We start from the raw sequence: 12,520 nt of genomic DNA, 5'->3' as shown, positions 1-12,520 counted from the left end.
TAGTAGATATATAGTAGGAGGCTCACGATGGACACACGGAGTAAACTCATTGCCCTATGGTGGGCTGATTACATTTACAGAAAAATGAATAATGAAGAAGCTCGTGACCACGACTGGTGGTTACGGGCTTTTATTGTGGGGTGAAAACATGGATTGGTCAATATACGTACTTATTGCAATATGGGGATTTGGTACAGCTATGGAGCTATACGTTCTTATAAAACGTCGTAAGGAAGATAAAGCAAACTACCGATTTCTTGTTTGCGAACAGTACGATGATTGCTTAGCTCCAATTGATTGTTTTGATTGTGAAGCTGACGCTCGAGCACATTATGCTTATCGTCGTGATACTGTAATTGTCCGTATTTCATCATCAGACCTTGAATGGTTCAGGAAACTTCAAAGTGAGGGATAAAAGCATGACACCATTAATAGATGTAGATCCATTAGCGAACGCAGAGCCATCACGTAAATTAGCTTTATGGGCAACATTAGCAATGAATAATATAGCAATATCGTTCCGTAGATCGTGGGGGATTGATGGCGGTAAAGCAGAAGTCGTTGATCAAAATGGATTACTTCATTATCTGGAATTGCCTAAGAGAGCAGAATATTTAAAATCGCAAACTCGTTTCTATTCAATTGCCGATTTATGTATCAACATTGCTAGGCAAAAGGTCTTTGACAACGTGGCAAAACGCAATAATGAACAAATTATCCGAATGCTGGATAAGATGAAACCAGATTACCAGCAACATCAACGGCAAAATATGCAGAAGTTTGTGAGGTCATTGTAATGTTTACAAATTATCATTTAGTTTTCCATGACGGAACTGATCAGTGGTTTAAAGCTAAGCCTGGGGAACTATTAACTAAAGTTAAAGATGGTTACGGTAATCCATTAGTCAATAAACGTTTTTCGTTTTTAGAATTTCAAGATATTCATGGCAATTGGCAATACTTAAAAGGTAATCAGCTTGATTGGATGCAATACCGCTTAGAGGAGAGTGCCAAAGGACTAAAGGAAAGGATAAACAAAATGCATAAAGATGATATTCGGGAACAAATCACTCGTCTTTCTACGGAAAGAGACCAATTAGATATAAAAATTGGCAAACTAGAAGATTTTATTAAACATAAAGTATTCGTTAACGAAGTTGATATTGATATGAAGATGTTATTAGTTCAGCAGTTAGAGGCGATGATTGCATATAAAACATCATTAGATAGTCGCATTCATTTGATGAATGGCGATTATAGGTTAGATTAATGCGTAACACAAAACAATACGGCTTAGTCAACTCGTGGCAGGAACATCAAGCGTTGATTAAGGCTCAACATACATACGAGAAACGAAAAAGGAAGGAAAGCTACACAAAAGATGGGAAGCCAAAGAACGATCAGCAAGTACAATCTTGAATATTACCGCGCTGATATGGTCACGGGTGACTATGATATGCCGACTATTTATCCGACGGTGTATCAACCAGCAAAATTAGTTGGTTTTAATCAGATTAATGTTGCTGATCACTCGTCCGGTGTTCATTTTTATCTGGATGATTACCAATTTGAAAGATTTTGGAACCGTCCTGATTTCTACGTCAACAAGCTCAAATCATTTGATTGTGTATTAACTCCCGATTTTAGTTTGTATCGTGATATGCCATTATCCATGACGGTATGGAATGTGTATCGCTCACGGCTGCTTGGTCAAATGATGCAACGTGCAGGAATTACAGTGATTCCCACCGTATCGTGGGCTGGCAAAAGATCGTTTGATTTCTGCTTTGATGGGCTGCCTAAACGCAGTACATTATCGGTAAGTACGATTGGTGTTAAGCATAACCACGAAGCATTGCAAATCTGGCAGCAAGGAATAATGAAGATGATTCAAGAATTGGAACCGGAACAGCTTCTTGTATATGGTGGCAAGATAGATTTTAATTACCCGTTAGGACTGGATATTGTTTATTACGACAATGAAAATGTAAAACGGCTTCGAGAGGTGTTACGTGATGGGAAGTAGAGGTGCCTCTTCAGGAATAGCAAAAAACGGGAAACCATACGGGACTGAATATCGTAGTATTCTTCAAGTTGGTCGTATTAAGTTTGTTAAATATAATGATGGTGGAACTGGCAAAGCTCCGATGGAAACTATGCGTAAACATAGGATCTACGTCACGTTGGGGAAACATAACAACATTCGATCTATTGATTTTTACAGGCGTGGTAAACGAATTGGGCAAATAGATGTCAGTGGAAACCCTCATAAAATTAACGGTAAAGCTACTATCCCGCATATTCATTTAGGATATTTTCATCAAGAGATTGGTGGAACTAGAAAGTTAAACGACTATGAGGTTGGGTTAGTTGCACGAGTCAAGCGGATTTGGCATAATTATAATGAAGAACGGTAGTTTATTAGGAAGAACAAGGCCGCATACTTTTAAGTGAACCCCGTCTGAGAGAGGTCGGAGCACGTATGATGGTCGGAGGTGACGGTTCGACTCCGTCCCGTTCTTGTTATGCACTTGCTTACACAGCAGGTGCTTTTTTTATACTCAAAATGGAAAGGTGGTGTGGTGAGATGCCATGAGTAGGATTGATAATGCTAAAGCTGACTACTTAGCAGGTATGAAGTACAAAGATATTGCTGCAAAGTATGCAGTGGCTTTAAGTACAGTTAAGTCTTGGAAAACAAGGTATAAGTGGCAACGTAATAATGCAACCAAAAAGAAAAGTACGCATACAAAGGCAAAAAGTATGCGTACAAACAATAAAAAGGTTGCACCATCACTATCACCGCCTAAATTGCCCGATAATAAACAGCTTAACGATAAGCAAAAGTTTTTTTGTCTGTTTTATCTGCAACGATATAACGCAACATGGGCTTATCAACAAGCGTACGGTGGAAGCTACGATACAGCTCGAACCAATGGGCCTCGATTGCTTGCTAATGCTTGCGTTAAGAAATATCTCACTGCATTAAAGGAACAACAAGCAAACGATTTGTACGTAACCGCAAACGATATTATGATGCGTTATTTGCGTCAAGCTACTAGCGATATTACCGATGTTTTATCCTTTCGTACCGAAAAGCACCTTGCGTACTATAAGGTTAGGGATAAAACGGGGCCTTATCAGGATAGTCAAGGGCACTTCCGATATGTGCCGAAAATAGACCCCGAAACAAAGGAACAAGCCGTTTATTACGAGAACATTGTTGAATTGAAAAACAGTGATCAAATTGATACTTCAAATATCAAGAGTGTCCGTATTGATAAAGGGGAAGCCGTTGTTGAAATGGAAGATCGGCAAAAGGCTATGAAGGAGTTGTTGAACCGCTTGGAACCGTCTAATAAAGATAGTGATGTAAAGATTGTATTTAAGGATGATTTGAAGCCTGACAAGGGAGGTGAAAACGGTGGAGCAGACACTTAGTCTACAGAAGATTGTTGGCGGCGGATATTATGACTACTGGCATGATAAGCACTTTTACCGAGTGGTAAAAGGCTCACGGGCTAGTAAGAAGTCAAAGACCACAGCGCTTAATCTGATCTATCGTTTAATGAAATATCCTTGGTCAAACATTCTTGTTATTCGCCGCTATTCAAACACCAACAGACAGTCAACTTATGCTGATTTGTGTTGGGCAATTCATCGTTTCTTTGCTGACGATTTGTTTAAGTGCAATCCATCATTGCCTGAGATTGTTTATAAGCCGACGGGACAACGGATTATCTTTCGTGGTATGGATAAGGCGTTGAAGCTGACTTCAATTACCGTTACGCATGGTTATCTTTGCTGGGTATGGCTGGAAGAAGCGTACGAGTTAGAAAGTGAAGACAAACTCGAAACGCTAACGGAATCTATTCGTGGAAAGATTGATGCACCAGGCGCATTTAAACAGATTACGATTACGTTTAATCCGTGGAATGCTCACCATTGGCTTAAACGGACGTTCTTTGATCCACAGACTCGGAAAGACGACGTATTCGCTAAGACTACAACATTTCGTTGTAACGAATGGCTAGACGATAAAGACCGCCAACGGTACATGGATTTATACCGAACGAATCCACGCCGTGCCAAAGTGGCAGCAGACGGTGACTGGGGTGTTAGCGAAGGCTTAATTTTTGAAGACAATGTAGAACGGATTGACTTTGACCCGCAAGAGAAGCTAACCGAATGCGGTCATACGGGTTTTGGCTTAGACTATGGTTTCAGCAATGACCCAAACGCTTTTGTAGCCGTTGCAATTGATCCTGATACTAAAAATATATGGATTTACGATGAAATGTATACATACCATCAGACCACGCCACACATTGCGGAATGGCTAAAGAAGAACGGTTATCAGCATGCGTCTATCTTTGCGGATAGTGCTTCATCAGAAAGGACACAACAGTTAATTGACCTTGGAATCGACAACATTCAATCAGTTTCCAAAACACCAATTGAAGCTGGTATTGATCAGTTATGGCAGTACAAAATCCACGTTCACCCAAAATGCGTCAATACGTGGAACGAATTCAACAATTATGTATTTGACACTGACAACATCGGTAACACGCTAAACCGTCCCAAAGACGAGAATAATCACGCCATGGACGCCTTACGCTACGCCGTCCGTCAGTATATGGATTTATACGATGGCTCAACGGGCGTTGACTGGAATAATCAGTATCACATTGCTAGAGAAATGGGGTTTGATATTTAATGCAGATTAATAAAGCCAAAGAACACCGCTTTGATCCAGAAGCTAATCGGATTTACACCATTCCGGTTAGCTTTTTTAATAGCGTTAAGGATAATCCCACGGCGCTGTTTCAAGTGGCCTATAAATTCATTCGACACCATGTAGACCGTGAAGTACCACGGCTGAAAGAGTTAATGGATTACTACAATTCAGAAACAAAGATCAAGAGCTGGGCAGGGTCAGACAATCCACGCAATGCTCACAATCAAGTGTCGACAGCATTCGCTCGGTATATTACCAACATTCGTGTCGGCTACTTTGTCGGCAATGATATTCAGTATAAGGTCACGGCTGACGAAGATAGTCTAAAGTCAATGGCGGAAGCGTTAGACAAGTTAGTTGATCAATACAATACGGACTCTGACGAAGCCTATTGTGACGAAATGCTTAAGAAAGACTTGTCAATTACAGGACGAGCTTATGACTTGGTATACGTGAACAAAGGCGAAAATACGCTTAATTTAGCTAAGATTGACCCAACGACGGTGTTTGTGGTCTATGATGACTCAATCAAGCGGAAGCCGTTGTTTGCAGTTCGTTATTATCAAACAGGCGTGCTTGATGACAACTTGCAAGAGCAATACGAAATCTACACCGATAGTCGTTTATTTAGTTTTCACTCTGACGGCGGTATTCCGGAGACTAATTCACCGGTGAATGATGCACGATTTGATAGCGAAGAGCCGTTATTTTTCGGCAGGGTACCAGTCACGGAATACTTCAATAACGATGAACGAATGGGCGACTGGGAACCTGAAATTGATCAAATGGACGCCTTAGATATGGCAATTTCCACAATGGCAAACTTTCAAGAGGATTTTAATACCGCTGCATTAGTCGCAACTGGGAAGTTTGCTAATCAAACGGAGCCAATTTATAAGACGGACGAAAAAGGGAACCGAGTTATCGGCAAGGATGGCAAACCAATTGTGATTGAACCAGCTCACCCAATGCTTGACCCTAAGGCTCACATTTACTATATGGAACCGTATGTTGCTAAGACGGGAATTGTGGACGGGCAACGGCAAGTCATTACGCCAAGTCTGCAATACCTGACTAAGCAATACGACGCTAACGGCTGGTCAACGTACACAAGTTTCTTAATCAATGAAATTCATAAGTACACCAACACGCCGAACGTCAACGATCCTAATTTTGCTTCTAATGCGTCTGGTGTGGCAATGAGTTACAAACTCTGGGGCAGTGATCAAGAGCGTAAAATTCAAGAGTCGCTATTCAAGAAAGGACTGCATAGTCGGCTGAGTTGTTGCGTATTTTACTGGGATAAAATGAACGCTTTACCGGGTACGAATGATATTAACGTGCTAACTAAGATGATCAAGCCGAACCTTGACCCGAACTTGCCAAAGAATGACGATGCTACGGCACAACTCATTCAAACGCTGGCCGGAGTACCCGACCTAGTTAGTCCGGAAACATTACGAGAACTAGCCGAATCTATTACTGGTGTACCAGCAGATGCGGAACAACAGCGAATTGATGACGAACAGCAGCACCAGTTAGATCAAGTACACGACTATCAACAAGGTGCTACTGGAATTGGCAATATATTTGTCAATGGCGAAAAAGCACTGACAGATAAGAATGTTAAGACAAATGAGGGGGATCAATAATGACCAATAAAGAATGGTTTGACCGCCTTAATAAGGTCTTTAATCCCAACAGTCCATCGGTGCAGGCATTGCGTGACAGTGTTGAACAGGCTGAACGGAAACAAGAGGTTACCTTAGACCATTATTTCAACAACGGATTGAGGTGGTCTGACAGAGCCGATAAAAAGGACGTAGAGGCCGTTTTTAATGCACTAAGAGAATTATTACGCAATCAAGCATTTACAATGCAACAGAAGACAGTTTTGGGGGCGTTGCTTAACAATCTACCCTATAAGACCAATCGAGATGTTGCCAAGCTGGAAAGCCGAATTAATATTGCTAACTTAGGTCTTAACGTCAACAAGCGTCTACAAGCTGAACAGAGCGAGATTGTTCAACGAGTATCATCATTGCGTGGAACCGGTCATCAAGGATATAACACGCAATTACGCCGTAGGGCGTTAATGCGGATTGCAGTTCAAACAGGGAACGACACGGACACGCTACCGTTGATATTTAAACATATGCAGAGCCTTTCAATCGACATGGATAGGGTCATTGATTATCAAGTTCAAAGCCATATGAATCCCCACGCTTTGAAAAAGGCAGCTAATGAAGCCTTAGAAGCTGATAAGCAGTGGAATTACCGATCGAAAGGCTGGCGGACGGAAGTTCAAAAGCGCTATATGCGGACTAAGTCGGACGTTGAACGGGTCTTTGTGACCGAAGCCAAGGTTACTCAAGTTAAATCGACGGCGAAGTATTATAAGAATCACGGCTACAAATATGTGGAAGTTCTCACTCGGGATAATCCACATACTTGTAATTTTTGTGCCGGAATGGATCATACCCGAGTCAAGATTGATGAAATTCAAGTCGGGGTAAACGTTCCACCATTTCACCCAAGATGCGCATGCAATATCGTACCTTCCGAAGGTTCATGGGAAGATATTGAAGCGATGCTGGATGCAATGGATTAGATTTTATTTTCTGAGAAAAAATCATAATCAAGAGAACTCATGCGTAGCAAGGGTTTTCTTTTTTCTTGATTAAATTTTATGACTTCAAACGTGCTGACAGTCGATAAAGAGCGGACGGGATTTACTCGACGGAGGATAAACGGGAATTTAGCTGACGAGCGTAAAACGGAGGTTTAATTATGGATAATAACGAAGGATTGCAAAATCAAGAGCAGGAACAACAAGCAACTGATCAAGGTAACAACGAACAGCAAGACCAAGAGCAAAGCTCAAAGGTCACCTTTACCGATGATCAACAACGCTTATTTGATCAAAAGCTATCAGAAACGATTGCAAAAGAGCGTGATCGTGCTGATCGGCTATTGAAAGATGCTCAAAAGCAAGCGGAACAGGATAAGCAAGACGCTATCCAAAAGGCGCAAGAGCGTGCCAAAATGACCGCTGAAGAACGGGCAAAGGCTGAACAGCAAGACCGTGAAAAAGCATATCAAGACAAGCAAAGCCGACTCAATCAGCAATTACGGGAAGTCGAAACTAAGAACATGCTGATTGATAAAGGCATTTCACTTGATATGTTGCCTTTACTGATGGGTGCTGACGATGATGCGACCCAATCAAATATTGACCGATTAAACAAATATGTTGATCAGAAAGTTCAAGCTGCAACTGAAAAATTGTTACAAGGCAAGTCGAACCCAACAAATGGTAACGGCAGTGTAACAACGTCCATTGGTAATAATCCATGGAGCAAGGACGGCTGGAACCTGACTAAGCAACAACAAATTGTAAATAGTAATCCTGAACAAGCCCGGCAATTGATTGCTCAAGCACAACCAACGGGCTACTTCATTCAATAATCAAGGAGAGTGAATAATAATGGCAGAAATTCAAACAGCAACTAAACTTGAAAATATGCAAATCCCGGAATCGTGGGCAGCATATACCGCTCAACGTTCCGTCGAACAAGATCAATTCTTCCAATCTGGCGTCATTTCAGCGGTGCCTAACTTAGCTAATCAATTAGCTGGCGGTGGTTTCTTGGTAAACATGCCTTACTTCAAACCACTAGCTGACGTTGACCCACAAATTCCAAACGATAACAACGATATTCAACTGAACACTATCGAAACAGGAATTTCACAAGCTCGTGAATATGGGATGGACCAAGGTTGGTCAGCAACCGACTTAGCAGCCGAATTAGCGGGGGCAGACCCACTAACGGCGATGAGTAATTCAATCTCTGATTACTGGCGTCACATTAACGAAAAGATTTTGCTTGGTACTTTGGACGGGGTATACAGTTCTAACTCCATGAAGAATAAGAACCAATTTGAAGCCACCGCTGACGGTCAAACTGATAACACGTTCTCGCTGGCTAACTTTAATAACGCTCGGTTCCAATTAGGTGATCGTTATCGTGACTTGGCTATTGTGGCTGTTCATTCAGATATTTTGAAGCAACTGCAAAACGCCAACATTGTTGACCCTAAGACTGGTAATGTAATCATGGTCAACGGTAATCAGTTGCCTACTCAAATTTCAGCACCTAATCCCGGTGACTCGATCAAGGGCGTTAAGATTGTTGTTGATGATACGTTACCAGTGAAGAATGGTGTCTACACTAGTTACTTATTCTCTACTGGTGCTTTTGGCTGGTCAGAATTACCAGCAGAGCATGCCGTTGAAACTGGTCGTGACGGCTTGCGTTTCCACGGTACTGATTACCTGATTAATCGTCGGCGCTTTATCTTGGCTCCGGCTGGTATGTCATGGAATGAATCCACATTCCAAGCTGACGCTATGAAGAACAACAATAACAAGCCGGTTGCATTCCCAAGCCTGGCTGATATGGCTAATGGTAAGTATTGGACTCGTGTTGCTGACGAAAAGTTGATTCCGTTCGTTAAGTTCACAACTACTGACGAACCAATTAAGAAGACAACTACTACTGATACTCCTGCAGCACCAAAAGCCTAATGAGGTGGTCTCATGACTGAGAACATGGATGCCGGCAAAGACTTGCAACGTATTCAAACGTTAATTGGACTTGACTTAGACGCTACAGATCAAGAACGGGTTAAGTATTACATAGAGCAGGCTAAGCAGGCGATTATGGTTTATATTCGCCCTTACCTGGATGATGATACATTCCCGTTAGGTTTGAATTACTTAGTTGACCAGCTCACGCTAGCAAAGTACAACAAATTCCATAACGAAGGAATGAACAGTATTTCCGAAGAAGGCTTATCGATGACCTTTAATTCCAATGACTTAAAGGACTATTTACCAGATATTCAAGCGTGGATTGATAACTCTGGTAAAGATAACGGCTTACAAGGGAAAGCCATAAGCTGGTGATGATATGCGATATGATCAAACAGTTTATCTAATTAAGGAAACCGCCCCGGACGATGACAGTATGAATTACCGTCCAAAAGTTGAAACAATGGCAGTTAAAGCTAACGTTAAACGGACCAACTTAATGTTTGGTAATGGCAACATGTACGATGTGACGATCGTTCGAGTGTTTGGTGAAGCGGAAGCTGACAAAATTGGGCTTAGTGACTACGATCCCAAAGATCGGTCAACCATTCATCAAATCCAAAAAGTCGGTCGTCACTTTCAGCGTACCGATTTCTATATTGTCAACAGTGAGGTGGTATTCAATCATGGCTAATAACTACGACAAGTTGCCTCGTGTTGAATTCAGTGTTGATATGGGAAACTTTGAACAGGCAAAAATGGCGGCGCAAGCCTTAGAAGAAGCTGGAATGACAGGCGCTATGGCTGAGTTTGAACGTGAATATCAACGAGCACTAGCTGGCAGTAAAGCATTTATTCGTAAAGCGGCGGCTGACGAGATCAAAAAGGCGGCGGAAAAAGAACGTCAACAAGTTGGTCAAAGTAAGAGCGGTTACGTTCCTACTGGGACACTTGAAGGCAGTATTACTGCTCAATTCAGTAATCAAGACTTGAAAGCGAGTGTTGTTCCGCTAGCAACCACGGCAGACGCCGAAAAGAATCGTCAGCGAATTAAGCAGGGCAAAAAGATTAGGAATGTTCACAAGCCTAAAAAGGGTGATGAGGACGTTCATTATTATGGCGCTGACGTTGAATTTGGCTATGGTAACAATCCAAAAGAACCGTTTATGCAGCCAAGCGGTGAAGAAATGATCCGTGAACTAGATGGGCGCTTTGAAAAGTTAATGCGCCATGCTATTCGTTAGGGGGATTAGATGGGACCAGAAAACGACTTGTTGAATCAAGTTAAACAGGCGCTAAAGGGATTATCCATCCCCGTATTTTATGACGGCCACCCCCACGAAGCAGTATATCCGCAAGTGATTATTGATTTTCAAAACAATCAAGAGCGACCGGAAATATTGCGAGGCGTGGAAGTAATTAAGTCAACAATTAGCGTCGATGTATATACGTACCCGGAAGATTTAGCCGATTTATTAGATTTTGGGCGACAAGCCACGAGCTTGGTCAAGCAGGTTCAATGCCAATACTGGGAATCTAATTTTGATAGCTATTCCGGAAGAATTTTAGATGATGAATCAAACGAAGGACGTCCGTTAAAACGTGACGCCCTTTTATTTAACTTCTTTGTTTACTCAATCAGAAAGGAAAGTGATAAATAATGGCTCAAACACCAGTTATCAATGAGACAGATATGCGTAAAGCTGATCTGATTATGTATGGGATTAAATTTCCTTGGGACAAGCCGGATGCACTGATCGCAATGTTAGGTCAGCAAGCGGCAACGTCCACAACCAACACGCCATCAAACACAAAGATCAATTTAAAGAAGGGTACGATTTCTTCACCCGGAGCAACAGCCGAAACGTTTGTTGTGGACTCTTACTGGCAAAAGAACGATAAGAAGATTTACTACGGCCTTAAACGTGCAGTAAAGGAACAAGTCAAAATTCATATTTGGCGTTTGGACTTTAACGAAAAGATGGACGATCCGGCTAATCCTGGTCAATTCATTGTTCCATCGACTTACGCTCAAGCATACCCGAATGGTGTACCTGACACCGAAGCCGTAAACAACTTGTTGCACTCAAATATCACGTACAACATCGAAGGGGACTCAAAAGAAGGGGTTACTCTTCAAAAAGAACTCGATCCTGATATTTACAAGATTGGGCTTCAAATGTACGACTTTGCTCATAATACTGATGTCGGTGGTGTTGAAGATGATCAACCATTACCAATGGATGAATATTTAAAGCAACACAGCACTTCAACAATTACACCAAGTAAGTAATCATTAAAATTTCCCGCCTCCCACAAATACACAATACGTTAGTTAATGAGAGCTAACGGGCGGGCGTTATGGAGGAAATAATATGCAAGTATTAAACATTAATAATTTAGCTATGGAACCCAAGTTAAACTTTGCTTTTTATCGTCAAACACGAGACGACAAAGAACTGCAAGACGAAAACACCGACGGCTTTACTAATTTAATTCAAGGCTTAGTTGACGGCAATGTTGATATGATTGTCGCTACTTACTACCACTCATTAGCTCATTACAAGCGAACGCAACCGGCAGAAGCTGACGTTGAAAAAGCTCTCGAAGACACAATTTTTAAGTCTGACGAAGCAACGGACGCCGCCTTTGAAGATATTATCAAGTGCTTAAACGCTAATGATTTTTTAGCCCGGAAGTTATCAGAATTTATCAAGAACGCCAACAAGAACGCCGATGTGGTTCAAGATCAGATCGAACAGACGGACGACAAGGAACGCCGGCAGACATTGACTATCGGTCTGAAGTCCCTGCAAGCCAACATCGACAAACTCAAAGAGTGGATGACGTCGACCGAATCCTCGTCCAAGCCCGCAGAATAGGCTTGTCGTTATCGGAGTTAGAAGAGCTAACCCCGAAGGACTTTAAGGCTTTTAATAAGGGCTACCAGTTGAATCTTGCTGATCAGCGTCAGCAAATTTTATATGGTCATGCAGTACCACAACTCACAGTATCAAGTATAGAAGCTAATCAAGATGCGTTATCAGAGGCTTTTCAAAAGTTATCTGATCGTGACAAAGAGCAAATGGAACGGATGCTTAATGATGGTAATGCTGATCAGTCAAAACTAACGGCTGGTAATCGTTTATTTATTGAGGCAATGAAGCGAATAGGGAAGGGGTGAA

At 41.8% G+C, this 12,520-nt stretch carries 18 protein-coding genes and 1 tRNA gene; all 19 read left to right on the top strand.

Annotated features, from left to right (window positions below):
• Positions 1-148: 148 nt before the first annotated feature.
• The 19 genes from Q0C76_RS05560 to Q0C76_RS05470 all read left to right on the top strand — a co-directional run bounded on the left by Q0C76_RS05560 (position 149) and on the right by Q0C76_RS05470 (position 12,519).
• On the top strand, positions 149-415 hold the full coding sequence (locus Q0C76_RS05560) for a hypothetical protein (protein WP_295730744.1): 267 nt from the start codon (positions 149-151) through the stop codon (positions 413-415).
• Between the two features lie 4 nt (positions 416-419).
• The gene (locus Q0C76_RS05555; RefSeq protein WP_295730741.1) at positions 420-797 is read left to right on the top strand and encodes a hypothetical protein; all 378 of its coding nucleotides are present in this window, start codon (positions 420-422) and stop codon (positions 795-797) included.
• A complete protein-coding gene (locus tag Q0C76_RS05550; RefSeq protein WP_295730738.1) occupies positions 797-1,270 on the top strand; it encodes a crAss001_48 related protein in 474 nt (157 codons plus the stop codon). The genes Q0C76_RS05555 and Q0C76_RS05550 overlap by 1 nt, the downstream gene beginning before the upstream one ends.
• 111 nt (positions 1,271-1,381) lie before the next feature.
• Positions 1,382-2,026 carry a DUF4417 domain-containing protein gene (locus Q0C76_RS05545; RefSeq protein ID WP_295730736.1) on the top strand — a complete coding sequence of 215 codons (645 nt, stop codon included), beginning with the start codon at positions 1,382-1,384 and terminating at the stop codon, positions 2,024-2,026.
• A complete protein-coding gene (locus Q0C76_RS05540; RefSeq protein ID WP_295730734.1) occupies positions 2,013-2,417 on the top strand; it encodes a hypothetical protein in 405 nt (134 codons plus the stop codon). Before Q0C76_RS05545 ends, Q0C76_RS05540 begins: the two co-directional genes overlap by 14 nt.
• Positions 2,408-2,522: transfer RNA gene (locus tag Q0C76_RS05535), tRNA-OTHER, on the top strand. The genes Q0C76_RS05540 and Q0C76_RS05535 overlap by 10 nt, the downstream gene beginning before the upstream one ends.
• A gap of 70 nt (positions 2,523-2,592) precedes the next feature.
• Positions 2,593-3,441, top strand: a complete 849-nt coding sequence (locus Q0C76_RS05530; protein WP_295730732.1) for a terminase small subunit — start codon at positions 2,593-2,595, stop codon at positions 3,439-3,441.
• On the top strand, positions 3,425-4,720 hold the full coding sequence (locus Q0C76_RS05525; RefSeq protein WP_295730730.1) for a PBSX family phage terminase large subunit: 1,296 nt from the start codon (positions 3,425-3,427) through the stop codon (positions 4,718-4,720). Before Q0C76_RS05530 ends, Q0C76_RS05525 begins: the two co-directional genes overlap by 17 nt.
• Positions 4,720-6,393 carry a phage portal protein gene (locus tag Q0C76_RS05520; protein WP_295730727.1) on the top strand — a complete coding sequence of 558 codons (1,674 nt, stop codon included), beginning with the start codon at positions 4,720-4,722 and terminating at the stop codon, positions 6,391-6,393. The genes Q0C76_RS05525 and Q0C76_RS05520 overlap by 1 nt, the downstream gene beginning before the upstream one ends.
• Positions 6,393-7,352 (top strand): minor capsid protein, encoded by a 960-nt coding sequence (locus Q0C76_RS05515; protein ID WP_295730725.1) that lies wholly within the window; start codon positions 6,393-6,395, stop codon positions 7,350-7,352. Before Q0C76_RS05520 ends, Q0C76_RS05515 begins: the two co-directional genes overlap by 1 nt.
• 179 nt (positions 7,353-7,531) lie before the next feature.
• Positions 7,532-8,209 (top strand): DUF4355 domain-containing protein, encoded by a 678-nt coding sequence (locus tag Q0C76_RS05510; protein ID WP_295730722.1) that lies wholly within the window; start codon positions 7,532-7,534, stop codon positions 8,207-8,209.
• A 19-nt stretch (positions 8,210-8,228) separates the two neighbouring features.
• On the top strand, positions 8,229-9,329 hold the full coding sequence (locus Q0C76_RS05505) for a phage capsid protein (RefSeq protein ID WP_295730719.1): 1,101 nt from the start codon (positions 8,229-8,231) through the stop codon (positions 9,327-9,329).
• Positions 9,330-9,341: 12 nt separating this feature from the next.
• On the top strand, positions 9,342-9,710 hold the full coding sequence (locus Q0C76_RS05500; protein ID WP_295730716.1) for a phage head-tail connector protein: 369 nt from the start codon (positions 9,342-9,344) through the stop codon (positions 9,708-9,710).
• A 4-nt stretch (positions 9,711-9,714) separates the two neighbouring features.
• Positions 9,715-10,029, top strand: coding sequence for a hypothetical protein (locus tag Q0C76_RS05495; RefSeq protein ID WP_295730713.1), 315 nt, complete (start codon positions 9,715-9,717; stop codon positions 10,027-10,029).
• Positions 10,022-10,579 (top strand): hypothetical protein, encoded by a 558-nt coding sequence (locus tag Q0C76_RS05490; RefSeq protein ID WP_295730710.1) that lies wholly within the window; start codon positions 10,022-10,024, stop codon positions 10,577-10,579. The genes Q0C76_RS05495 and Q0C76_RS05490 overlap by 8 nt, the downstream gene beginning before the upstream one ends.
• A 9-nt stretch (positions 10,580-10,588) precedes the next feature.
• The gene (locus tag Q0C76_RS05485; protein ID WP_295730707.1) at positions 10,589-10,996 is read left to right on the top strand and encodes a hypothetical protein; all 408 of its coding nucleotides are present in this window, start codon (positions 10,589-10,591) and stop codon (positions 10,994-10,996) included.
• Positions 10,996-11,628, top strand: coding sequence for a phage tail protein (locus Q0C76_RS05480; protein ID WP_295730704.1), 633 nt, complete (start codon positions 10,996-10,998; stop codon positions 11,626-11,628). Before Q0C76_RS05485 ends, Q0C76_RS05480 begins: the two co-directional genes overlap by 1 nt.
• Positions 11,629-11,710: 82 nt before the next feature.
• Positions 11,711-12,217 (top strand): tail assembly chaperone, encoded by a 507-nt coding sequence (locus Q0C76_RS05475; protein ID WP_295730701.1) that lies wholly within the window; start codon positions 11,711-11,713, stop codon positions 12,215-12,217.
• Positions 12,218-12,219: 2 nt separating this feature from the next.
• Positions 12,220-12,519, top strand: coding sequence for a hypothetical protein (locus Q0C76_RS05470; RefSeq protein WP_295730698.1), 300 nt, complete (start codon positions 12,220-12,222; stop codon positions 12,517-12,519).
• Position 12,520: the final 1 nt, after the last annotated feature.

Source organism: uncultured Limosilactobacillus sp., assembly GCF_934202705.1.
Lineage (GTDB): Bacteria > Bacillota > Bacilli > Lactobacillales > Lactobacillaceae > Limosilactobacillus.
This window is presented reverse-complemented; position numbering and strand designations above follow the sequence as displayed.

Bases quoted from the DNA above. Each gene is read 5' to 3' on its own strand.
- Q0C76_RS05490 (WP_295730710.1), top strand. From the start codon at position 10,022: ATGGCTAATAACTACGACAAGTTGCCTCGTGTTGAATTCAGTGTTGAT.
- Q0C76_RS05480 (WP_295730704.1), top strand. From the start codon at position 10,996: ATGGCTCAAACACCAGTTATCAATGAGACAGATATGCGTAAAGCTGAT.
- Q0C76_RS05530 (WP_295730732.1), top strand. From the start codon at position 2,593: ATGAGTAGGATTGATAATGCTAAAGCTGACTACTTAGCAGGTATGAAG.
- Q0C76_RS05545 (WP_295730736.1), top strand. From the start codon at position 1,382: ATGGGAAGCCAAAGAACGATCAGCAAGTACAATCTTGAATATTACCGC.
- Q0C76_RS05515 (WP_295730725.1), top strand. From the start codon at position 6,393: ATGACCAATAAAGAATGGTTTGACCGCCTTAATAAGGTCTTTAATCCC.
- Q0C76_RS05560 (WP_295730744.1), top strand. From the start codon at position 149: ATGGATTGGTCAATATACGTACTTATTGCAATATGGGGATTTGGTACA.
- Q0C76_RS05475 (WP_295730701.1), top strand. From the start codon at position 11,711: ATGCAAGTATTAAACATTAATAATTTAGCTATGGAACCCAAGTTAAAC.
- Q0C76_RS05505 (WP_295730719.1), top strand. From the start codon at position 8,229: ATGGCAGAAATTCAAACAGCAACTAAACTTGAAAATATGCAAATCCCG.
- Q0C76_RS05495 (WP_295730713.1), top strand. From the start codon at position 9,715: ATGCGATATGATCAAACAGTTTATCTAATTAAGGAAACCGCCCCGGAC.
- Q0C76_RS05510 (WP_295730722.1), top strand. From the start codon at position 7,532: ATGGATAATAACGAAGGATTGCAAAATCAAGAGCAGGAACAACAAGCA.
- Q0C76_RS05500 (WP_295730716.1), top strand. From the start codon at position 9,342: ATGACTGAGAACATGGATGCCGGCAAAGACTTGCAACGTATTCAAACG.
- Q0C76_RS05550 (WP_295730738.1), top strand. From the start codon at position 797: ATGTTTACAAATTATCATTTAGTTTTCCATGACGGAACTGATCAGTGG.
- Q0C76_RS05555 (WP_295730741.1), top strand. From the start codon at position 420: ATGACACCATTAATAGATGTAGATCCATTAGCGAACGCAGAGCCATCA.
- Q0C76_RS05520 (WP_295730727.1), top strand. From the start codon at position 4,720: ATGCAGATTAATAAAGCCAAAGAACACCGCTTTGATCCAGAAGCTAAT.
- Q0C76_RS05485 (WP_295730707.1), top strand. From the start codon at position 10,589: ATGGGACCAGAAAACGACTTGTTGAATCAAGTTAAACAGGCGCTAAAG.